Source organism: Lactococcus taiwanensis (genome assembly GCF_014905395.1).
GTDB classification, from domain to species: Bacteria; Bacillota; Bacilli; order Lactobacillales; family Streptococcaceae; genus Lactococcus; species Lactococcus taiwanensis.
This window is the reverse complement of sequence record NZ_BNDT01000001.1, coordinates 292,046-315,343: the sequence shown is the minus strand read 5'-3', so window position 1 is coordinate 315,343 and position 23,298 is coordinate 292,046. Positions and strand designations below refer to the sequence as shown.

At 40.2% G+C, this 23,298-nt stretch carries 21 protein-coding genes; 7 read left to right on the top strand and 14 right to left on the bottom strand.

Features of this window, described 5'->3' with window-relative positions; all coding sequences use genetic code 11:
* Positions 1-64: 64 nt before the first annotated feature.
* The 5 genes from parC to parE all read right to left on the bottom strand — a co-directional run bounded on the left by parC (position 65) and on the right by parE (position 6,754).
* Positions 65-2,539, bottom strand: a complete 2,475-nt coding sequence (gene parC / locus JKP71_RS01495; RefSeq protein WP_200406760.1) for a DNA topoisomerase IV subunit A — start codon at positions 2,537-2,539, stop codon at positions 65-67.
* A 353-nt stretch (positions 2,540-2,892) separates the two neighbouring features.
* Positions 2,893-3,339: a GNAT family N-acetyltransferase gene (locus JKP71_RS01490; protein ID WP_200406759.1), complete on the bottom strand. Its 447-nt coding sequence runs from the start codon at positions 3,337-3,339 to the stop codon at positions 2,893-2,895.
* A gap of 38 nt (positions 3,340-3,377) precedes the next feature.
* A complete protein-coding gene (locus JKP71_RS01485) occupies positions 3,378-4,199 on the bottom strand; it encodes a 3'-5' exonuclease (RefSeq protein ID WP_075524610.1) in 822 nt (273 codons plus the stop codon).
* A gap of 36 nt (positions 4,200-4,235) precedes the next feature.
* On the bottom strand, positions 4,236-4,769 hold the full coding sequence (locus JKP71_RS01480; protein WP_200406758.1) for a Type 1 glutamine amidotransferase-like domain-containing protein: 534 nt from the start codon (positions 4,767-4,769) through the stop codon (positions 4,236-4,238).
* Positions 4,770-4,819: 50 nt separating this feature from the next.
* Entirely contained in the window at positions 4,820-6,754 is a 1,935-nt protein-coding gene (gene parE / locus JKP71_RS01475; protein WP_373298584.1) for a DNA topoisomerase IV subunit B, read from the bottom strand.
* 207 nt (positions 6,755-6,961) lie between these two features.
* Here parE and plsY point away from each other — a divergent pair, with 207 nt between their 5' ends.
* The 5 genes from plsY (at position 6,962) to nrdF (ending at position 11,816) form a co-directional block, all read left to right on the top strand.
* Complete coding sequence (plsY, locus tag JKP71_RS01470) at positions 6,962-7,600, top strand: glycerol-3-phosphate 1-O-acyltransferase PlsY (RefSeq protein ID WP_200406756.1); 639 nt, start codon at positions 6,962-6,964, stop codon at positions 7,598-7,600.
* A gap of 152 nt (positions 7,601-7,752) precedes the next feature.
* Positions 7,753-7,971 (top strand): glutaredoxin-like protein NrdH, encoded by a 219-nt coding sequence (nrdH, locus tag JKP71_RS01465; RefSeq protein ID WP_075524606.1) that lies wholly within the window; start codon positions 7,753-7,755, stop codon positions 7,969-7,971.
* A 1-nt stretch (position 7,972) separates the two neighbouring features.
* Positions 7,973-8,395: a class Ib ribonucleoside-diphosphate reductase assembly flavoprotein NrdI gene (gene nrdI, locus JKP71_RS01460; RefSeq protein ID WP_200406755.1), complete on the top strand. Its 423-nt coding sequence runs from the start codon at positions 7,973-7,975 to the stop codon at positions 8,393-8,395.
* Positions 8,396-8,537: 142 nt separating this feature from the next.
* Positions 8,538-10,706, top strand: a complete 2,169-nt coding sequence (gene nrdE, locus JKP71_RS01455) for a class 1b ribonucleoside-diphosphate reductase subunit alpha (protein ID WP_075524604.1) — start codon at positions 8,538-8,540, stop codon at positions 10,704-10,706.
* Positions 10,707-10,838: 132 nt separating this feature from the next.
* Complete coding sequence (nrdF, locus tag JKP71_RS01450) at positions 10,839-11,816, top strand: class 1b ribonucleoside-diphosphate reductase subunit beta (RefSeq protein ID WP_200406754.1); 978 nt, start codon at positions 10,839-10,841, stop codon at positions 11,814-11,816.
* A 178-nt stretch (positions 11,817-11,994) separates the two neighbouring features.
* Here the strand turns inward: nrdF and ftsX are convergent, their stop codons facing one another.
* The 5 genes from ftsX to JKP71_RS01425 form a co-directional block, all read right to left on the bottom strand.
* Positions 11,995-12,930: a permease-like cell division protein FtsX gene (gene ftsX / locus JKP71_RS01445; protein ID WP_200406753.1), complete on the bottom strand. Its 936-nt coding sequence runs from the start codon at positions 12,928-12,930 to the stop codon at positions 11,995-11,997.
* Positions 12,923-13,615, bottom strand: coding sequence for a cell division ATP-binding protein FtsE (gene ftsE / locus JKP71_RS01440; RefSeq protein ID WP_075524602.1), 693 nt, complete (start codon positions 13,613-13,615; stop codon positions 12,923-12,925). The genes ftsX and ftsE overlap by 8 nt, the downstream gene beginning before the upstream one ends.
* A gap of 308 nt (positions 13,616-13,923) precedes the next feature.
* Positions 13,924-15,021, bottom strand: coding sequence for a peptide chain release factor 2 (gene prfB / locus JKP71_RS01435; protein ID WP_200406752.1), 1,098 nt, complete (start codon positions 15,019-15,021; stop codon positions 13,924-13,926).
* 132 nt (positions 15,022-15,153) lie between these two features.
* Positions 15,154-16,212 (bottom strand): tRNA epoxyqueuosine(34) reductase QueG, encoded by a 1,059-nt coding sequence (gene queG, locus JKP71_RS01430; protein ID WP_200406751.1) that lies wholly within the window; start codon positions 16,210-16,212, stop codon positions 15,154-15,156.
* Positions 16,213-16,400: 188 nt separating this feature from the next.
* Positions 16,401-16,646: a hypothetical protein gene (locus JKP71_RS01425; protein WP_200406750.1), complete on the bottom strand. Its 246-nt coding sequence runs from the start codon at positions 16,644-16,646 to the stop codon at positions 16,401-16,403.
* Between the two features lie 371 nt (positions 16,647-17,017).
* On the opposite strand from JKP71_RS01425, the gene JKP71_RS01420 reads away from it, so the two are divergent.
* Entirely contained in the window at positions 17,018-17,923 is a 906-nt protein-coding gene (locus JKP71_RS01420; RefSeq protein WP_200406749.1) for a metallophosphoesterase, read from the top strand.
* A gap of 145 nt (positions 17,924-18,068) precedes the next feature.
* On the top strand, positions 18,069-18,599 hold the full coding sequence (gene ntdP / locus JKP71_RS01415; RefSeq protein ID WP_075524672.1) for a nucleoside tri-diphosphate phosphatase: 531 nt from the start codon (positions 18,069-18,071) through the stop codon (positions 18,597-18,599).
* Positions 18,600-18,757: 158 nt separating this feature from the next.
* Here ntdP and JKP71_RS01410 read toward each other — a convergent pair whose 3' ends face one another.
* From JKP71_RS01410 to whiA, 4 genes are all read right to left on the bottom strand, one after another.
* Positions 18,758-19,540: a formate/nitrite transporter family protein gene (locus tag JKP71_RS01410; RefSeq protein ID WP_200406748.1), complete on the bottom strand. Its 783-nt coding sequence runs from the start codon at positions 19,538-19,540 to the stop codon at positions 18,758-18,760.
* A gap of 102 nt (positions 19,541-19,642) precedes the next feature.
* Complete coding sequence (locus JKP71_RS01405; protein WP_200406747.1) at positions 19,643-21,253, bottom strand: ABC transporter permease; 1,611 nt, start codon at positions 21,251-21,253, stop codon at positions 19,643-19,645.
* Positions 21,234-22,142: an ABC transporter ATP-binding protein gene (locus JKP71_RS01400; protein WP_200406746.1), complete on the bottom strand. Its 909-nt coding sequence runs from the start codon at positions 22,140-22,142 to the stop codon at positions 21,234-21,236. The genes JKP71_RS01405 and JKP71_RS01400 overlap by 20 nt, the downstream gene beginning before the upstream one ends.
* 140 nt (positions 22,143-22,282) lie before the next feature.
* Complete coding sequence (gene whiA, locus JKP71_RS01395; RefSeq protein WP_075524594.1) at positions 22,283-23,200, bottom strand: DNA-binding protein WhiA; 918 nt, start codon at positions 23,198-23,200, stop codon at positions 22,283-22,285.
* Positions 23,201-23,298: the final 98 nt, after the last annotated feature.

Sequence of the window (23,298 nt, the reverse complement as noted above, 5' to 3'; positions counted from 1 at the left end):
AGGATAGCGAGAATAAGACCATAAAAAACAGCCTCGTCTTAAAGACAAAGCCATTTTTTTAAAGTTATTTCAAGTGAGCAGTTCCTACTTGACTCATTTTTTCAGACAGAGGATGACCATTACTTGTGCGTTCAGAGAGTGTCAAATCAGTCAACACTACATCGTGAAGCTCTCCATCAACCGAAGCTACCTCCAGTATCTGTGGTTGTGGCGTTGTTTCTTTTGTAGGATTTGCCGAGGTGAACAGATCAACTTCTTTGCTAACAGCACTTAAATCAGCGGTCGCATTGACCAAACCCGCCGCAAATACGGTATGGTTATTCGTTTTCAGAGTGCGGAGTACTTGAAGCCCTCGGTTTGCTCTTGAAGTGACTGGAATATCCTCAGTTTTCATCCGTTTGATAAAGCCGCGTTGTGTCAATAAATACCAACTGTTGCTTGTTACAAAGAAAGCTGCTTTGATCACATCTCCTTTTTTCAGATTCATCGCTTTAACCCCTGCTGCCTTATTCCCAAGAATTGGCACATCATCCAAATTAAAGCGTAATGCATACCCTTGCTCTGAAATCACCATCAGATCAGCAAATTCAACAGGGCAAATCAAAACGACTTCGTCATCCTCGCCCTTCATCTTCGCATAAACAGCAGATTTAGAACGATAGGTCCGCCAGGGCGTGAAGCTCGCTAGATCCACTTGTTTCACTTGACCATTTTTGGTCACAACAACAAAGGTTTCTCCTTCAAACTGGTCGACTAAGCGCACATAGAGGATTTTTTCGTTAGAAGCAAAGTTTGACAAACTTTGTGATAAATGCTCACCAATATCCTTCCAACGTACATCAGCAAGTTCATGAATAGGTCGATAAATAACATTTCCAAGTGTTGTAAAAATCAACAAACCTTGCGTCGTTTTCGCATTGGCATAAAAGAGCAGCTCGTCATCATCACGTTTACCGATTTCTTCAAGTGCTGAGGAAGCAAATGAACGTGGAGAGGTACGTTTGACATAGCCTGAACGAGTAACGGAAACCACCGTATCTTCAGCAACAATCAACTCACTGGCCTCAATCTCTATGGTTTGAACTTCATCTTGCAACTCACTTCGACGGGCTTTCGCAAATTTTTTCTTGACCTCACGCAATTCACGTTTCATTAAGTTAAAAAGCGTCCGTTCATCATTAATGATTGCTTTTAATTCCAAAATACGTTGTTCAAGCTCCGCTTGCTCATTTTGCAAAGTTACAATATCGGTATTGGTCAAACGGTAAAGCTGCAAGGTCACAATAGCCTCAGCTTGTTCTTCTGTAAAATCAAAAGAAACCTTGATGTTTTCCTTCGCATCAGCTTTATTTTCCGAAGCCCGAATTGTTGCCACGACTTCATCCAAGATTGAAACCATGCGAATCAATCCTTCCACCAAGTGCAGTCGTTTTTCAGCCTTTGTCAAATCAAATTGAGAACGTTTGACAATCACTTCTTCACGATGCTTAATATAGGCGCGTAGGATTTGTAGGATTCCTGTCTGAACAGGCGTCATACTATCAATGGCTACCATGTTGAAGTTATAATTAACTTGCAAATCTGTATTTTTAAGCAAATAATTCAGGACCAATTGGCTATCTGCTTCTTTTTTTAGTTCAATGGCAATGCGTAATCCTTCACGGTCAGACTCATCTCGAACCTCTGAAATACCAGGTACTTTAGCATTTATCCGAACATCATCAATTTTCTTGACCAGATTAGCCTTATTAATTTCATAAGGAATTTCCGTAACAATGAGCTGTTCACGGCCGCCTTTCATTGCTTCCACTTCAACTTTGGAACGAACAACGACACGGCCTTTACCTGTATGATAAGCTTTTCTGATTTCGCCTTTTCCTTGAATGATTCCTCCCGTTGGAAAATCAGGACCAGGCAAGAATTCCATGATCTTTTCGACGTCTGCTTTAGGGTGATCAATCATGTGGATGGTCGCATCAATGACTTCACCCAAGTTATGAGGCGGAATATCTGTCGCATAACCTGCTGAAATACCTGTTGAGCCATTGACCAAAAGGTTAGGAAAAGCTGCCGGTAAGACGGTCGGTTCTTTTTCAGTATCATCAAAGTTCCACGCGTGGCTGACTGTTTCTTTCTCAATATCTGCTAAAAGATAGCCTGAAATTTCTGAAAGGCGCGCTTCGGTATAACGCATCGCAGCGGGTGGGTCACCATCCATCGAACCATTATTACCATGCATTTCGATTAAAGGTTCGCCCATTTTCCAATCTTGACTCATCCGAATCATTGCTTCATAAATGGAACTATCGCCGTGTGGGTGAAAATTACCCATGACATTTCCGACAGATTTCGCTGATTTACGGTAAGACTTATCAAACGTATTGCCGTCTTTATTCATGGAATAAAGAATGCGGCGTTGAACGGGCTTTAATCCATCTCGAATATCAGGTAAAGCCCGCTCTTGAATAATGTATTTTGAATAGCGCCCAAAGCGCTCACCCATGATATCCTCAAGGGGTAATTTTTGAATATTAGACATTTTTTAACTTTCTTTTGAGAAAATTTTTAGTTCATTTAATAATGGCTTTTTAATTTTAAGTTGACTTTTTTTACACTCACTGACCCACTCGTCAGTAAAACTGTGAGCTGAGAACTGTCGTACACCCCCATTATGGTGGGCCTTGTAGTTTTTAATCCGCTCATCAGCTAAAAGCCAGTGAGCCGTTTTTTTCAGCAATCACTTTTTCTATTCTACCACAAAAACAGAGTGAAAAAAACTGCCAAAAGGCGGAGTGGACAAAATCTAAAGGTCTGTTTTCTTCCTCAAGAGGTCGTTTTTGATAACCTTTTCAGTAAAAAACTTACTGACAGAGCTGTCAGTAAGTCAAAGAATCAAAAAATAAGTTTCATATTAACGTGCTTAATGCCATCCTCATCGAAAGGTTCTGAATTTTCGACAAACCCAAATCCTCGATAAAAATCACGTAAATAATATTGAGCTTCAATCGTTACTGCGTCCTCACCAGCTTGTTGTAAGACTTCTAAAGCCGCTTTGACAAGCGCACGACCCCAATTTTCGCCCCGATAGGCAGGGTTAACAAGAACCCTTCCGATTGAAGCTTCAGCAAAGGAGAGCCCTTGAGGTAATAGCCGACAAAGCGCTACTACCTCTCCTGCTTCATTTTCAAGCCAGAGGTGCTGTGCAACTTGATCTTTGCCATCTAGTTCTTGATAAGGACAGTTTTGTTCCACTACAAATACAGCTGTACGCAAACTCAGTAAGTTGTACATTTCTGTAGTTGTTAATTGATCAAACGTTTTAAGTTTCCAATTTTCCATCTTTTCCTCCTTAGGGCAGGTGCATCACTAATTTTTAACTAGTCTTCTTCCATCTGACTCACAAAGTTAGCCTTCTGCATTTCCTTCAAAAAATCCGAATGAATCGCTACTTTTTCACCATCGTACAAACGGATAGTCAGACTTGCTCCCGTACTGTAAGTGCGCTCAATGTGAATGCCAACCACTTCTAAGCGATGCCAGCGTCGCTGTTCATCTTGATGGTAGTAGACCAAAGCTTTCGTGATTGGAAGGTGCAATTCACGACGTAACTCAACGGTAATCTCATCGGTCATTTCTCCAAACAAATCCAACTGATCAGCTTCTTTGGCAAATGCTAATTCTTCTGAATACTCGATTTTTTGTAAATATTGGTAAAGTTTTGCTGTAATTAAACAATCATTAAGTGCATCGTGTGAGCGCAGTTCATCCATTCCAAGCACCGATTTAAAATTTTCTAAGGCATAGGATGACATCGTCAATAAGCGTTTACTTTCTGTCAGCGTGTCATAGACGCGAAAAGCCTCGACGCCACTTAGGGCGCAATCAATAATTGCTTGGTATAAGAAACTGACATCAAAGGGAGCATTATGCGCAACTAAAAGATGATCTTTGATGAAGGCCAAAAACTTCGGTAGGATTTCTTCAATCGTCGGCTGATTGAGCAAATCAGCTGGTCTAATCCCAGTTAATTTTGTAATTTCTGAAGAGACATAGGACCGCTGATTTTTAACCAATTGGTTAAACCGCGCGATCTCAACATCGTTTTCGTCATATTTTACCGCACCGATTTGGATGATTTCATTTTTTTGAGCAGAGAAACCAGTGGTTTCAAAGTCAAAAACGACGTATTTTTCTTTCATTTTTCTTTTACTCCAGCTGACAGGTTCGTCAGCAAATTATACAGCATTCTCTATCAGCAAAATCTCATGATTATCAACAATCAGCCCTGCTGAGTCAGTCAGAAAATAAGTATTTTCTTTGAAAATCGTAAGTTTTTCATGAGGAGAAATTGAGAAATCCAGCAGCCCCAGATAATTTTTCGCCAAAACGCAAGCGCCTGCTGATGAACCCACCCAGATTTTTCCTGCCAAAAGTTCTGGCAAAAGTTCAGAAAAACCAGTTTTCTCAAAGGTTTCTAGCAATTCATTAGTGTAGCCACCAAAACACCAAATCAAATCGTAGCCCAACATCTTGGTCTTGAGCTGTTCTGGCGCCACAGCGCGCAGATTGGCAAAAGTTAGTTTGCCACCAAAAGTTGTGGCCAAACTTGAAAATGCCGATAAAAGCCAGCGACAATCATCATCTGACTGGGCGAGCGCTTCGTTAATCAGACAGACCGAGATGTCGGCGCGAGATTTGCCCAGCCATTTTTCAATTTGTCGAATAAATTTTTCCTTGCCTTCTGGCGCAGATGCTAAAATCAAACGCATTTTTTCTCTTTTCAAGTGTGAAAAATTACTGACGAAGCTGTCAGTAAACTTTAAAAGACTGTTTCTTCTTCCATCGTAAATTTCACGTTGTTTTCAATCCACTTCCGGCGAGGTTCAACCTTGTCACCCATAAGCACAGAGACGCGTTTTTCAGCTTGAGCGGCATCGTCAATGGTCACTTGAATCAAAGTACGGCTTTCAGGATTCATGGTCGTTTCCCAAAGCTGATCCGCGTTCATTTCACCAAGCCCTTTGTAACGTTGCAGGTTAGCATTTTTACCGAAATGCTTGCGCAACTCAGCCAGCTCGCCATCAGTCCAAGCGTATTCAATTTTTTCCTTTTTCCCTTTGCCTTCGCTCATTTTGTAAAGGGGCGGCAGAGCGATGTAGATGTGCCCTGCTTCCACCAGCGGTTTCATGTAGCGGTAAAAGAAAGTCAGCAAAAGGGTCTGGATGTGGGCACCGTCCGTGTCGGCATCGGTCATGATGATAATTTTGTCATAGTTGCGGTCAGCCAAGGTAAAATCAGCCCCAACCCCAGCACCAATGGTGTAAATCATGGTGTTGATTTCCTCATTTTTGAGAATGTCCTGCATTTTAGCCTTCTCGGTGTTGATAACCTTACCACGCAGAGGCAATATCGCTTGGAACTTGCGGTCGCGCCCTTGTTTAGCGGAGCCACCAGCCGAATCTCCTTCGACCAGATAAAGTTCGTTTTTGTTAGGGTTTTTGGTTTGAGCTGGGGTCAATTTACCAGACAAAAGCCCTTTGTCTTTCTTGTTCTTTTTGCCATTTCGGGAATCTTCGCGCGCTTTTCTAGCCGCTTCACGGGCTTCACGCGCTTTGATGGCCTTACGTATCAAATTCTGAGCCAATTCGCCATTTTCCATCAAGTAGAAACTGAGCTTTTCAGCCACCAAACCATCCACAATCGGGCGAGCCAAAGGGGAGCCTAATTTGTCCTTAGTCTGCCCTTCAAATTGCAAGTGTTCTTCAGGAATCAAAACCGACAGCACCGCCGTTAAGCCTTCACGATAGTCTGAACCTTCCAGATTTTTATCCTTGTCCTTGAGTAAGCCTACCTTGCGGGCGTACTCATTCATCGCTTTAGTAATGGCAGTTTTCAGGCCCGCTTCATGTGTTCCACCGTCTTTGGTACGGACATTATTAACAAAAGAGAGGATATTTTCCGAGTAACCATCATTGTATTGCATGGCCACTTCTACTTCAAACCCGTCTTGCTTGCCTTCGAAATAAAGCACTGGCGTCAAGCTGTCTTTGTCTTCATTCAGATAGGTGACAAAATCCTGAACCCCATTTTCATAATGAAATTCTTCTTTTTGATCTGTTCGTTTGTCTTCAAGAACGATGGTCACTTCTTTGAGCAAGAAAGCTGATTCGTTCAGGCGTTCTGAGATGATATTATATTTGAACTCTGTTGTCGAGAAAATACTGGGGTCGGGCATAAAGGTGACCTTTGTCCCTGTTTTTGACTTGGGTGCTTTGCCAATTTTTTCCAGCGTAGTAGCAGGGTGTCCGCCATTTTCGAAACGTTGCCGATAGACCGTTCCATCACGCGTGACTTCGACTTCTAGCCAAGTGGAAAGGGCATTAACAACTGACGAGCCAACGCCATGCAGTCCACCTGAAGTTTTATAACCCCCTTGACCAAATTTACCACCAGCATGCAAAATCGTGAAAATAACTTCAATGGTAGGTTTTCCACTGGCGTGTATTCCAACAGGCATACCCCGTCCTTCATCTTCAACGGTTAAGCTGCCATCCTTGTTAATCGTCACTAGGATTTTATTTCCAAAACCGGAAAGGGCCTCATCGACTGCATTATCTACAATTTCCCAAACCATGTGGTGCAAGCCTGTACTATCGGTTGAGCCAATGTACATACCAGGCCGTTTTCTGACAGCATCCAAGCCCTCTAGGACTTGAATCGCACTATCATCATAATTATTAATATCTATTACCATTACTGTCATTCCCCTCATTGAAAGCTCATATTCTTTGTTAAGCTACAAAAAATATTCATCTAGCTTATTGTACCTTGTTCAGAAAGCTTTGTCAAAAGCCTGCTGTAAGCATTTTTTGAAAAATTTACTTATTTCTTTAGTAAAATATGATATAATTGTACAGTTAAAAGCATATGTTATTTTAAAAGAAATAGACCTGGAGCACTTATGATTATTTTTATACTTCTTGTTGTGAGCTATCTGCTAGGGGCAATACCAGCTGGGCTGTGGGTAGGGCAACTTTTTTTCAAAAAAAACCTACACGATTATGGCTCAGGAAATACTGGCACTACCAATACTTTTAGGATTCTTGGGGTGAAAGCGGGCATCGCCGTCTTTACTTTTGACCTTCTTAAAGGAACACTTGCAACCCTTTTACCTGTCCTCTTTCACGTGCACGGGCTCTCTCCTCTCATTTTTGGGTTGATGGCGGTTATTGGGCATACCTTTTCCATATTTGATCACTTCAAAGGAGGAAAGGCTGTTGCTACCTCTGGTGGTGTCATTCTTGGTTTCACCCCTCTTTTTCTGGTTTATCTGTTACTAGTCTTCTTCGTTGTCTTATGGTTATTTAGTATGATTAGCCTTTCAAGCGTTGTTGCAGCTCTTGCTGCATTAGTGGGGATTTTGATTTTTCCAAGCTTTGGTTTTATTTTACCTTCTTATGACCTTTTATTCTCTTTAATTGTTATTGTTTTAGCAATTATTATCATTTATAGACACAAAAGTAACCTCATCCGGATTAAAAATCACACTGAATCCCTTGTCCCCTTTGGTTTAAACCTATCTCACCAGCAAAAAAAATAGCACAATATCTTGTGTCATCTTGTCATATTTTACATAATTCAACACAATATCTAGTAAATATAATTTGACTAGGTATTTTTTTTACGCTAAAATAAGAATATAAAATTCGAGAAAAAGTAAAAGAACTTTGACTCACCACTGAGGAGACTAAAATGGTTACAGTATATTCGAAAAATAACTGCATGCAATGTAAAATGGTCAAAAAATGGCTCGGAGAACATCACGTCGCCTTCACTGAAATCAACATTGATGAGCAACCTGAGTTTGTAGAAAAAGTCATCGAAATGGGCTTTAGAGCTGCTCCTGTCGTTACTAAGGGAGAAGTAGCTTTCTCTGGTTTTCGTCCTGCCGAATTAGCAAAGTTGGCTTAAGATGAAACTTGTTTATTTTAGTGTAACCGGGCAAACTCGACGTTTTGTAGGTAAAACCAGTTTACCTCATGTTGAAATTCTACCCGACGATGATTTAGAGATGTCTGAGCCTTTTCTTCTCATCACACCAAGTTATGCCGAGGAATCCCCTACCGTCTCTAAGTCTATTGACGTGATGGATCCTGTGTTTGATTTCATGGCTTATAATGAAAACTATAAGCTTTGTCGTGGTATCATTGGAACAGGAAACCGCAATTTTGCAGGAATTTATATTTTTACAGCTAAGGAACTTTCTGCCAAATATCAAATTCCACTCTTATATGACTTTGAGTTTAACGGTACGCCAGCTGATGTGGAGGCGGTCGAAAAACTCGCCATACAGCTTGATCAAGGGGCCAAAGTAACTTTTAAAAATCCACTATGATCTTATGCTTCACAGATTTGACGTGAAGCATCTTTCATTTTTAATGCTATTGCTTTTCTAACAGCTAGCTTTACATTGATTAATTATTTTAGTTTCAGTAAAAATGTAGCAACTGAAACGCATTGATAAATAAAGGAGTAATATGTCTCTTAAACAACTTAAAGATGTCACCTATTTTAAGCTTAATAATGAAATTAACATTCCCGTCAATGGTGCCATTCCATTGGCTAAAGATAAAGAAGCAATCACTGCTTTTTTTAAAGAAAACGTTGCACCAAATCGTTTCACTGCTGAGACGTATGAAGAAAAACTCAAGTGGCTTGTACAAGAAGAATATCTGGAGGCAGATTTTTTAGCGCAATATTCATTTGACTTCATCACCTCACTGAGAAAAGAATTGAGTCAGTTTGAGTTTCATTTCGATTCATTCATGGCCGCTTATAAATTTTACAATCAGTACGCCATGAAAAATAATGATGGGTCACTTTATTTGGAAGATTTTGAAGATCGTGTACTCATGAATGCTTTGTATATGGCGGATGGCAATGAGAAATTAGCGCATGACTTGGCCTTTGCAATGGTCAATCGTCGCTATCAGCCTGCCACGCCAACTTTCTTAAATGCTGGTCGAAAACGCCGGGGTGAATTCGTCTCTTGTTTCCTTTTGCAATTGACCGACGATATGAACTCCATTGGTCGGACAATCAACTCAGCGTTACAACTCTCCAAAAATGGTGGTGGAGTTGGCCTCAATTTGACAAACTTGCGCGGGGCTGGTGCACCAATCAAAGGTTATGATGGGGTCGCAGCTGGTGTAGTACCTGTCATGAAATTGTTTGAAGATAGCTTTTCTTATGCTAACCAATTAGGGCAACGTCAAGGCGCTGGTGTAGTTTATTTGTCCATCTTCCATCCGGACATTATGGAATTTTTATCTACTAAAAAAGAAAATGCAGATGAAAAAATACGTGTCAAAACGTTGTCTTTAGGTGTAACCGTTCCTGATAAGTTTTATGAATTGGTCAAAAAAGGGGAAACAATGTACTTGTTTGAACCTTATTTCGTCGAAAAACACTATGGTAAACCTTTTACAGAAGTGGATATTACAGCCGAATATGACAACATGGTAGCTAATCCAGAAATTCGTAAAACACCAATTTCTGCTCGTGAACTTGAACAAGAACTCTCAAAACTTCAACAAGAGTCTGGTTACCCTTATATCGTCAATGTAGACACCGTTAACAAAGCTAATCCGGTTGATGGTGTGATTTCGATGTCTAATCTTTGTTCTGAAATTTTGCAGGTTCAAACACCTTCTGTTTTGAATGATGATCAAACCTACAAAGTGACGGGGACAGATGTGGCCTGTAACTTGGGTTCAACAAACGTTTTAAACATGATGACCTCTGGTTCAGAATTTGGCCCTTCTATTGAATCAATGGTTCGGGCATTAACTTTCATTTCTGAAACATCTAACCTGGACACTGTGCCTACTGTACGTAAAGGAAATGATGAAATGCATGCCATCGGACTTGGAGCCATGGGCTTACATTCTTTCTTAGCTCAAAATCAAATCCATTACGATAGTAAAGAAGCCGTTGAATTTACTAGCGTTTACTTTATGTTATTGAATTACTATACGTTGAAAGCCTCCAATAAATTAGCACAAGAAAAAGGGGCCTCTTTCAAAACATTTGAAAAATCAGCTTACGCTGACGGCAGCTATTTTGACAAATACGTCAGCCATGATTATTTTGCTGCTGTCTCTCCAAAAGTACAAGCTTTGTTTGACGGGATTGAAGTTCCAAGTCTTGCTGACTGGGCAGCTCTGCGTGAAACTGTAAAAACTTCTGGACTCTACAATTCATATCGTATGGCCGTTGCGCCAAATGGGTCAATTTCTTATATTAATGACTGTTCTTCTTCTATTCACCCAATTGTAAACCGAATCGAAGAACGTCAAGAAAAGAAAGTCGGTAAAATTTACTACCCAGCGGCTGGTCTTTCAACGGAAACTATTCCTTATTACAAATCAGCATATGACACAGATATGCGCGCCGTGATTGACGTCTATGCTGCTGCCACAGAGCATGTTGACCAAGGCTTATCCCTTACCCTATTTATGCGCTCTACTTTGCCTGAAGGCCTTTATGAATGGAAATCAGCTACCAACAAAATGACCACTCGTGATTTGTCTATCTTACGTAATTATGCCTATAAAAAAGGAATCAAAACCATTTATTACGTGCGGACTTTTACTGATGATCAAGAAGAAGTTGGCGCTAATCAATGTGAAAGTTGCGTTATCTAAGGAAAATTTACTGACCACTGCTACAAAATTTACTGACGAAGCGGTCAGTAAATTTTCTTGGCATTTTATACGAAGAAAAAGAGAAAGGAATTGAGCCCATCTTGTTTACCGCAGGGCTCACATCTTAATACTATGTCTGAAACTGAAAATTTGACGGTGCCGACCTACTACAGCGCCATTGACTGGAACTCTATTGAAGATTCGATTGACAAATACACTTGGGAGAAATTGACGAGCCAATTTTGGTTAGACACTCGCGTACCTGTTTCTAACGACTTAGATGACTGGCGTAAATTACCTCAAATCGAACGAGATACTTTTGCTAAGGCCTTTGCCGGCTTGACCTTGCTCGATACCCTGCAATCCGTAGATGGTGCGGAAGTACTTAAACACGATGCCAGAACGCCTCAAGAAATTGCCTGTTTCAATAACATCCAATTTATGGAATCGGTTCACGCCAAATCTTACTCTACGATTTTCTCTACTTTGAATACCAAAAAAGAAATCGAAGAACTTTTTGACTGGGTCGATACCAACGTTTATATGCAAACCAAGGCCGAAATTATTAATAAAATTTATGAATCTGGTACAGCTTTGCAAAAAAAGGTGGCCTCTGTGTTCCTTGAAACGTGCCTCTTCTACTCCGGTTTTTACACTCCTTTACTTTATTTAGGAAATAATAAAATGATTAATTCAGCTGAAATCATTAAATTAATCATTCGTGACGAGTCTGTCCATGGCACTTATATTGGCTACAAATTCCAACTTGGCTTTAATGAGTTATCAGAAGAGGAGCAAAGTGAATTACGTGACTGGATGTATGAATTGCTTTACCAACTTTATGAAAATGAAGAAAAATATTCGCATTTACTTTATGATCAAGTGGGTTGGACTGAGGAAGTTTTGACTTTCTTGCGCTATAATGCCAATAAAGCTTTGATGAATCTTGGACAAGATCCACTTTTCCCTGACACTGCGGCGGACGTTAATCCTGTAGTGATGAATGGGATTTCTACGTCGTCTTCTAACCATGACTTCTTCTCACAAGTCGGAAATTCTTACTTATTAGGAGAAGTTGAAGCCATGTCTGACGATGATTATGAGATTTAAGCTTGACTTTTTAAAAATTATAACTACTGACCGGCCGGTCAGTAGTTTTTTTACTTGCAGTTCTTTAGCAACAGGATTCTTTCTATAAGAAATTGAACTGGAAGAGGAAATGATGTTGTAAATTATTTCGAATGTCACAAATAAAAAATACTATCATCAGAGATAGTATTTTTTTCTTTTAGATTTTAAGGAAACGACGCATTGAGAGCAAGGCCCCAAACGAACCAATCAAGACCCCAATCACCGCCATCAATGCGATAATCCCAGGGATGAATTGATCAGGTGCATACATAGAAAGCTTTTGCGACTGAAGACTCGGTGTTAGGCTTACAAAAGCTAAACGATAAGCCCACACAACTACAAGACTCGGAATAATCGCTCCAATCAGACCAACCCATGCACCTTCTAGGAAGAATGGCCAACGAATATAACCATTTTTGGCTCCTACCAAACGCATGATTTGAATTTCACGCTGCCGTGAAAGAATCGTAATTCGAATCGTATTAGAGATTAAGAAGACGGCAACAAAAATCAACAGAACGGCTATAATGGTTCCCCAAGTCTGAACTCCTTTGGCGATTTGGAAAATCTTTTGCGTATTAGCTCCGCCATAAGTTGCACTTTCAATACCAGAAATTTTTCTGATCTGAGCGGTAACGCTCTTCACATGATCAGGTGAGTCTGCTTCAACAATATAAGCATCGTAAAGTGGATTAGCATCACCCTTGAAAAGATTCCAGGTGCTTCCTAATGTTTTTGTCAATTCTTTCAATTGTTGTTCTTTGCTTGAAAAAGTAGCTTTTTCTACATTAGGAATGTTTTTGATTGAATTATAAATCTTTAGATGATTTGAATTATCAATCATTTTTTTACTATTTTTTGGATCTTGAATTTTTGCTTCTTGATCATGCACGTCTAACTTCATATAGGCAACAATCCGAACATTGTTTTGAATACCATCTGCTAATCTTTGCGTGTTCAAGATAATTGAAAGGAAAAGACCAACCAAAACTAAAGTAATTGTTACTGATGAGACAGCGGCAACTGTCATCCAACCATTACGTTTTAAGTTTTTGAGCGATTCCAAAAGATGCTTGAAGAAATTTCTAATCATCGTAGCCGTAAACTCCTTCCTCTTGGTCACGGACAATTCGTCCGTTTTCAATAGCGATAACACGGTGTTTCAGTGTGTTAACGATTTGGCTGTTGTGGGTCGCCATCAAAATGGTCGTCCCTTGAAGATTGATTTTTTCAAGCAAGTTCATGATCTCCCATGAATTTTCAGGGTCTAGGTTCCCCGTTGGCTCATCGGCAATCAATACTTTTGGTGCATTAGCAATAGATCTGGCAATCGCTACACGCTGTTGTTCTCCACCTGAAAGTTCATTTGGAAATGACCGTATCTTGTGTTTTAAACCGACAAGATCAAGCACCTCGTTAACACGCTTTTTAATTTCACGTGGACGTTTACCGATAACTTCCATGGCGTAGGCAATGTTTTCATATACTGTTTTCTTTGGTAAGAGTTTATAGTCTTGGAAAACCACCCCTACAGAACGACGTAACATTGGCACATCACGGCGCTTCAATTTAGATAAATCATATTCTGCAACTTGTCCAGAGCCTCGGTCAATCTTTAATTCACGATAAAGGAGTTTGATAAAGGTCGATTTCCCAGCTCCTGAGGGACCAACGATATAGGTAAATTCGCCTGCTTCAATCTCAAGCGAAATATTACGTAAAGCTGTTGTCCCATTAGAATATTTCTTGGAAACGTTGCTTAGTTTAATAATACTCATAGTACCTTTCCTGTATAAGATTTATTTGTTGGAATGACCATCCAGTCCGCAACTTTTGACGAGCCAGAACCGGTTTTTATCACACATACAAATAAAAATATATTTTAATCACTATGGATGTTTTGGCTAACTTTTTGAAAGACAAAAAGCGAACCAGTTTTACTTTTTCAAAAGAGTCCAAAGTAAAACCAGTCTAATTATACCAAATTAACACGCCTTTGTGTAGTTTTTTTTATAACTGAATTTTACTCGAGTAACAAAAAAATCACAAATAGATTGCAACAAGGCCAATTGCCAACCTCAATTGATCACAGATTCCAACGTAAATAAGCGTTGATAAAGCCGTCTAAATCTCCGTCCATAACATTTGAAATTTGCCCTGTTTCATAACCTGTTCGTGTGTCTTTAACCAACTGATAAGGCATGAAAACGTAAGAACGAATTTGTGAACCCCATGAAATATCGGACTGGTCCCCCCGAAGTTCATCAACTTCTGCTTGTTTTTTGTCCATTTCCATTTGGTAAAGTTTAGATTTCAGCATGGCCATCGCTTTGTCACGGTTTCCGTACTGCGTTCTATCCATTGTTGATTGCACAACAATCCCTGTTGGAATGTGAGTCAAACGCACCCCTGTTGAGACCTTGTTGACATTTTGCCCACCAGCACCGCCAGAGCGGAAAGTGTCCATTTTCACATCAGCATCGCGTACTTCCACTTCAATCGAATCATCCAACTCAGGCATAACATCAACAGAAGTAAACGAAGTGTGACGACGGTTGGCCGAATCAAAAGGTGAGATGCGCACCAGACGATGCACCCCTTTTTCACCACGCAAGAAACCATAAGCATTTCGTCCAACAAAACGGATGGTCACCGATTTAAGCCCGGCAACATCGCCATCTTGATAGTCGAGAATTTCAACCTTGAACCCATGTGCTTCGCCCCAGCGGGTGTACATCCGCATGAGCATTGAACCCCAGTCTTGAGACTCGGTCCCACCTGATCCTGGATGAATTTCTAACACTGCATTCATATGATCATAAGGTTGATTAAGCATGATTTCCAACTCGTAGGCTTCGATTTTTTGCCCAAGTGCAGTCGTCAGCTCCTCTAACTCGGCTTGCATTTCTGCATCTGCTTCTTCATGAAGCATTTCCAGCATCATCTGTGCTTCTTCAAGCATATTATTCATGGCTTGGTAGTTATCGTATTTGGCTTTTAAAGCGTTTGATTGATCAATAACCTTTTGTGCAGCAGCCTGATCATTCCAGAAATCGGGCTGTGCCATGTCATTATCTAACAAAGCGATCTCTTCTTCTAAACGATCTAAGTCTAGTGAGTCGTGAAAACCATTGATTTTCTCACTATATCCCTCAAGTAAATTTCTAATTTCTGATAGTTCCATAACTGTTATTATACCACAGTCCCCCCTCTAAGGACAGAGCAAGCTTATTCTACTGGCTTAACGCGTAGCAAAAAAGTACTTGAAAAAAGCTCAAGTACTTTTCGGTAACAAAGTAAAACCTGACGTTTTTGGTTAACGTCTCTTGGGACGTATCCTTGTTTTTCCATTTTCTAAGCGCTCAATGGCCCATTGAGCTGCATCGACCATGTAGTCCCGCTTATCATTTTCTGCCATTTCACGCAATTTGGGTAATGCACTGCGGTCATTTGCATTAGCCAGCGCATAAACCGCATTGCGCTGAAGTGGATTTTTTCCTCGCCAACTTCCAGCCATCTGACCGAATTTGTTTACAAATTGTTTATTAGACAGCTCTAAAAGCGGTAAAAGCTCAGGATTCGTCAGTTCAGGATCTGGTTCCATCTCAGGATGAAAATGGCTATTAATCCCTTTATTATAGGGACAAACAGTTTGACAAATGTCACAACCGTAAATCACGGTTTTAATCTTTTCTCGATATTCTTCTGGCATTTTCCCTTTCGCCTGAGTTTGAAAAGAAAGGCAGCGTTGGGCATTCAGTCGCCCATCGCCTAAAAGGGCTGAGGTTGGGCAAAAGTCAACACAACGGCTACATTCTCCACAGCCGTAATCGACCGGTTCATCAGGTTCTATCTCTAAATCCGTTACTAACTCGCCAAGAAACATCCAAGAACCAAACTCTTTAGAAATGAGTAACCCATTTTTTCCAATAAAACCTAGACCAGCCCGAGCAGCCACAGCAACATCAACAAGTGCTCCCGTATCCACCATTGCTTTATACTCAAACTCCCCTGCCAATCTTTCAATTCCCTCAGCAAGGGCCTTGAGTTTGCGTTGAAGCACAAAGTGATAATCTTCTCCCCAAGAACCACGTGAAAATTGTCCTCTTCGATAGGACGTTTTTTCAGGACGTTCATCCGCCTTATTTGGATAAGCAATACCAATAGAGATAATTGTTTTTGCTGACGCTACAGCAAGCCGTGGGTGTAAACGCTCCTCTAGATTTTGGTGCTCAAAACCACTCGTATGCCCAGCAGCTTTCTGCTCCACAAGAGATTTTCTAAGGTATTCAAAATCATCCGCAGTGGTAAAACCAATTTTTTGGATATTAAGCTCCTGAGCCAACGTTTGAATGGCCTGTTTGAGTGAGGTCATGATTTATGGTTTTCCTTTCATTGGTGGGATATTTGTAAGAAATCCTGCTTAGGAGAAGTCTTTTTCTTAAACTATACAAATTTTGATTTGCTGGTTTATTCTATTTTAACGAAAGAATGATAAAAAGGCTAGCAAATAGCTGCCTATAAGTAATATGCAACTATTTTTAATCCTACTGAGGAAAGTTTTTACTTAACGGAATGATTCAAACGCAACTTCTTCACTTTTCTTGCCATGACCACCGTAAAAATCGTAATTCCAACCAATTCTAGCCAGCCAAACAAAGCTAATAAGATACTCAGACCTTTATAGTCTGGTTCTTTAGCTCCTGTATTCTCCGAAACAGCCAAGAGAATGATTGAGCTTACAATATATAAAACCCCGACAAAATAGGCAGGGATAATGACTTTTTTATTAAGATATTCTTCTTTCATTTTTTTCCTCGATAAATTTAACTCACAAATTAACCAACTATTTAGGTAAAACGAGAATGATTAGTAATAATAAGTGGTAATGATTGAGTTATTTATTCTACTATTCTAACGCTTTATTCTTCTCCTGTTGGCCATAAATAGCATAACACTTCAAACTACACATGTCAAAGGTAAATTTAAAGAAGTACAACTATTGAAATTATTTAATAAGCGGATGAGAAAGACTAGCCGTCACTTTTCTAGCAGCCTATCAGTCATTTGGGGAAATCCATGAGCTGAAATCATCCCAAACCTATCCCACACACCAGATAATAACCTCCACAAGTCCAAGATTCATTGTTTAAATCTGTTAATTGTTATATAATTTTAGCATGTATAAACCACAAAGGAAACTCGCTGTAATCTCAGATTTTCATTTAGACATCAATGATTTTTCTAAGGAAGAACTTCAGATTTTTACTCAACTTTTATTGCAACTGAAAATCACTGATCTTCATTTTGCTGGCGATATTTCCAACGACTTTTATGGCATAACCTTGCCTTTTTTTGAACAACTTCAACTACTGACAGGTTTGTCAGTAACCTATAATCTTGGAAATCATGATATGGTCGGCTTAAAAGAGTCAGAAATCGCTGCTTCAAATTTTAAAGTTAGGACTTTTGGAACAACCGCTTTTCTTAGTTTTCATGGTTGGTATGACTATTCTTTCATGACTAAAGAGGCGGATTTTCAAAAAATTATTGCCTTTAAAAATGCTTTTTATTTTGACCGGAAAATTCACCGTGCTTTCGATGATATCCAGACGACCAAAAATGAGCTCCAGCAACTAAAAAAACTACTGACCGAGCTGTCAGTAAATGAAACAATCGAGAAAATCATTGTCAGTACACATTTTGTTCCGCACCAGGCCTTCATCATCGATACCCGCTATGAAAAATTTGCACGTTTCAATGCTTATTTGGGTTCCCAGCATTTTCATGAACTCTTTAAAACTTTTCCAAAGGTGAAGGAAGTGGTGTTTGGGCATTTGCACGAACGCCGTGCGCCCCTTGCTCTTGATGGGGTTCGCTATCATGCTAAACCTCTAGGCTATCCCTATGAATGGCAAATGGTAGCACAATTTTTGGCAACATATCCGCAGTATCAGATTTCCGAATATTGGCATTGGCGCAAGCGTTACAATGCTATCCGCCATCTTCCAGAGTGGCAAGCCTTTCGCAAAGCGCATCTTGCTGAGGAATTTCAGGCAGCAATGACAATTTTTGAGCTTAATTGACGCCTCTTTTTTCTCCAAAAGGTGATTAAACTCCGAACATTATTAAATGATTTAGTTCACAAATAGAACATTAATACTGTAAATTTTCGTAAAAAAGTGGTATAGTAGTAAGCGAGAACTTTGAATTGAGAAAGTGAGAAAAGCCTTGAAAATTCCCAAAGAAGGCGACTTTATCACGATTCAAAGCTATAAACATGATGGGAGCCTCCATCGCACTTGGCGCGATACGATGGTTCTGAAAACAAATGAAAATTCGATTATTGGAGTGAACGATCACACGCTAGTGACAGAATCCGACGACCGGCGTTGGGTCACACGCGAACCAGCCATTGTTTACTTCCACAAAAAGTTTTGGTTTAACATCATTGCTATGATTCGTGAGGAAGGCGTCAGCTATTACTGCAATCTAGCTAGTCCCTTCGTCTTAGATAACGAAGCACTTAAGTACATTGATTACGACCTTGACGTAAAAGTCTTCAAAGATGGCGAAAAAAAATTGCTAGATGTTGAAGAATATGAGCGCCATCGTCGCCAGATGCACTATCCAAAGGAGATTGATCATATTTTAAAAGAGAACGTCAAAATTCTTGTTGATTGGATAAATAACGGAAAAGGTCCTTTTTCACAAGAATACGTTAAAATCTGGTACGATCGTTATCACCAACTAAAAAAATAGTTACTGACCACGCTGTCAGTAACTTTTTTGTTAAAAGAATTAAGCGGACCATTTCTAGACACCAAAAATACTGATGGCCTCATCAGTATTTTTTCTTATTTTAAGCTGGTTATTTTAAAAAGGTCACTGACAGCTTGGTCAGTAAAGTTTTTCTGTCGTCATTTATTTTTTAGCTCCTTGATCTGACGTCGGTAACCTAAGGTATAGAAGCCAGCAACAAATACTGTGCCACCAAGAACATTTCCTAAGTAGACAAAGAGAAAGTTATGGCCAAAATCAAGCCACGTGGCACCATTTTCAAATATGGCCGCAGGAATGACGAAAGCATTTGCTACGCTATGCTGAAAACCGATAGCGACAAAAGCCATAATAGGGAACCAAATGGCAAGAATTTTTCCCGCTGCATCGCGAGCACCATAACACATCCACATGGCAATTCCAACAAACCAATTACATCCCATCCCCGATAAGAGTTCTTGTGACCAGCTCGCTGCAATTTTCCCTTGAGCCAAGCGTAAGAGTTCTTCTTTAAATGCGCCTGTACTAGTCAATCCCAGCAAATGGCCAAAAACATAAGCAACAAAAATCGCTCCCACTACATTAAACAAGGTAATCACCAACCAATTTTTCAACAAATCAGCAAGACTTACCCGCTTGGCAAAAAATGAAGTCGCTACAGCTGTCATATTTGAAGTGATGAGCTCGCCCCCTCCAAGCAATATAACTATGAGGCCAATGGGAAATACACTCGCTCCAATCAGACTTGCCAAGGTGCCCAACTGCTCAACGACACTTGCGACTGAACGAATATAAAGCAAGTAACCAAACGAAATCATGGCTCCCCCAATAAAACCGAGAACTGCTTTTTCCAAAAAAGGGCGCTTAATTTTTTCCTGACCGTGGTGAATAGTGGCTGACAATATTTCTGCCGGATTCATCATGATAAAATTTCTCCTAAAATTTTTATAAATTACCTTGTTTATTTTATCACAATAATATCCAAAAAGCATGGAAGCGCTGTCGTTAAATTCTCTTTTTTTACTTCACTCCTTCAACAGGTCTCGGTGACGATACCCGATCGCTCCAAGAACCAATAAACACACAGTGAAGACCACTATAAGCACTACCACTCTCCAATTCATCTGCTCAACTGGAAGTTTTGGAATGTAGCCATAAATGCTTAATTGAGTGAGGAGTCTTGGAAACGCTACGAGACGCCCTAAATAAGTCATCAACAGAATAAAACCAACATAGGCCCAGATTAAACTTGCCCATCGTGGCACAAAGGCAATCAAGAGGGCGAGTAAAGCAAGAACAAAAACTGAACCCACGCTCCAAATCATTCCCGCCTGCATGATTTCTCCAAACCTCAGCGCATTTTCCATTCCAACCTGTGCAAAATATACACCAACAAGCGTGATTCCTTGCGCGATAACTCCAGCTATTATTGCCAAGCAAACATAGCTGCCATACACCTTCACCTTAGAATAAGGAAAGGCATAGATCAAATCCAAATGCCCCTTACGCTCCTCTGACAATAGACGCAGTAAAAGTGAGACAGCTAACATCGTAATCAGTACTGACAAGATCGAAAATAAAGTAACCATAAAATTTCCCACCACTGCCGTTTGCGCATTCCCCACAAAAAGCTGCTTTACCAGTTTATTATGCGCGATGAAAGCGCCTATTTGCTCAAACATGGAACCATAGATAAGCCCCAGAATGAACAGGCCCAACCACCACCCCATAATCACCTTTCCTTCTAAGTACAATAGGAGAGTAAACAGACGACGAGGCCCCTTAAAAAAGGTCACACTTTTTCCTTTAAAATAGCCTGCTCCATTGTCACGTCGTCCTTCAAGAAAGAGTGCCGCCCCCAAGAGCAGTAAGGCAAATAAAAGGGACAAAGCCACACCTAGACCGCTCTCCTTATTACTGACATAAGGAAAACCTAAATAAGACCATGAGAGAGGGTTAAACCATCCTAACTCCTGCTGATGTCCATCTGTAAAAAGACGCAGGAGATAAAAAATACCCAACAACGTAAAACTTAGATTTTTCGCAGAACGACTTTCTTGGAAAAGTTGTCCTATCAGCAAAGCAACCATCCCCCACAGCACCCCTTGTGTTGATGTAGAGAGGGCAAACAAACTGTTGCTACTCCACTGGTCAAGCCCAGCCACTCCCTGTCCTTGGAGACTCACAGTGATTAAAAAGGCTATGAGAACATGTAATATCCACACTACAACAACCACCGCACTCGTGTTTGCCAATCTCCCAATCGGATAAGAGCGGAACAATTCAATCCTCCCTTCCTCTTCATCTCTTCTTGTACGGTTAAGCACATAGAGGATGGCGAGGCTGGCAAATACTAGTCCTGTAATCAAAGACATTGTTTGTCCAAAAATCGGGCCTAACGTATAAGCGCTTGGATTTTTAATCGGCGTCGGTCCAAACAAAGCTACCATTGCTGGGTTTTTGACAAACATCGCATATAAAACTACTGCAGTTGTAGGCTGTGCCGCAACTTCAAGTTTCCCAACACCAGAGGCTGTAAAAGCAACCATCCCTACTAGCCATAATAAGAGCGTGAATCGATCTCGTTTTACAAGCTTTTGGAAGAGAAATCCCGTCCTATAAAATATCCTTCTCATCCTCATTCCCTCCTTCATAATGTCGCATAAAGAGTGCTTCAAGGGTAGGTGGAGTGGCTTCCAATTGAAGGAGCTGATAGTCCAGTAAAACTTTCAAGATCTTTTCCAGTTGGTTAGCCTCCACCTGAAAGGAAGCTTTTTTGCCCTCTATCTTCAAATCATAAACCCCTGCTAAAGTTTTTAATTTTATAGGTTCTGTTTTTGTTTCAACACGATACTGGTAACGCGTAAGGTGACGTAACTGTGTAAGGGTACCGGTCTCCACGATTTCACCCTGCCGAATTACTGCTACACGATCCGCTAATTTTTCAACTTCCGACAAAATATGACTCGAGAGGATAATAGCTTTCCCATCTGCTTTTAGAAGTGCCACTTCTTCTTGAAAGACAGCTTCCATAAGAGGGTCAAGTCCACTTGTTGGCTCGTCAAAAATATAAAGCTCAGCTTCACTTGCTAAGGTAGCGATTAATGAAATTTTTTGTCGATTTCCTTTCGAATAGGAACGGATTCTTTTGCGTGGATCTAAATCAAATTTCTGAATAAGGGCTTCTTTTTTAGCACGCGATCCCTTACCATGCATGTTCAACAAAAGCTCAAGGGTTTCCCCACCCGTCCAATTGGGCCATAAGGACAACTCACCAGGAACGTAAGCAATCTTTTTATGAATATCAATCGCGTCACGCCAAACATCTTGACCAAAGATAGTCGCCTGACCGCTTGTTGCTTTGATGATACCAAGAAGGATCCGTAAAGTAGTCGATTTCCCTGAACCATTAGGACCAATATAGCCTAATACCTCACCTCTATTAACCTCTAAACTTACCTGTTTAAGAGCTTGGAACGCTCCAAAATTTTTTTGAAGTTTTTTTACTTCGACAATTTTTTCCATTGGCCATCTCCTTCTTTGTAGAGGATTTATGGATAACGCTTTCATAGTAAATATTGTACGCTTTTATTGCTTAGAGTACAATTAAAAAGTAAGACCATTCGGTGATTTTGACAATAAAAAAAGAAGGTTACCCTTCTCTCTTAAATTTCCGTATTTTTTAGATTATTTGCTTGTTCAACAAGCTTTCTAATTCGATGATTAACCCCTGATTTTCCTAAAGGTGGGTCTAACATTTCTCCCAATTCTTTGATGGTCGCTTCTGGATTTTCCAATCGAAGTCGAGCAATTTCCGTTAATTGTTCGGGTAATTGTTCTAGTTCTTTTTTTTCATTTAAAAAATGAATAGCTTCAATGGCCTCTTGCGCAGCAGTCACCGACTTGGTAATGTTAGCATTTTCAAAATTTGACTGCCGATTAGCGAGTCCTCGCATCTCTCGTACGATTTTGGCTTCCTCAAACTTTAGTCGGGCTTTCATAGCACCAATAAGAGTAAGAAAATCCATAATTTCTTCTGCCCGAGAAAGGTAGAGAATCCAACGATTTTTGCGTTCAATCACCCGCGCATTCAAGCCAAAGTCTTGGAACATGGTCTGTAAGTCCTCCGCATGTTCTTGATAGACATTGGCGATTGAAAGTTGATAATCTCCTTTTTCAGGATTATGGACAGAGCCTGCTGACAAAAAAGCACCCCGTAGATAGTCTTTTTTGATAAATTCATCATTTTTGACGAATTCAGGGACCCCGTTATCGAGCATGAGTGAATCTGCAAGACTCAACTCATCAAGCAATTCAGCGGCACCCTCTTCTACATAAACAGTATAAACCCGATTTTTAGATAAGGTGGTTTTCTGGTGAACGCGAATCTCTGCCCGAATCTCATAAAGTTCTAAAAGCATTTGATAGATATACTTTGCAGTCCCCGCATTTTCAGTCGTTATTGAGAGTGTTAATCCTCCGAAAATCCCCACTGAGCCATTCATCCTCACCAGAGCCAGCAAAGTTCCCGTTGTTGCTAAATTCCGGGTTAGTTCATTTTTAACATCACTTGTAAAACTCATATATCTACCTAAGATCCACGCCCTGTTGGTCTTTTTTCCTTCTCCTACACTTTTATCAATTTTTCACTGCAAGCCTTTTTCAAGAAAAATGAAGAAGT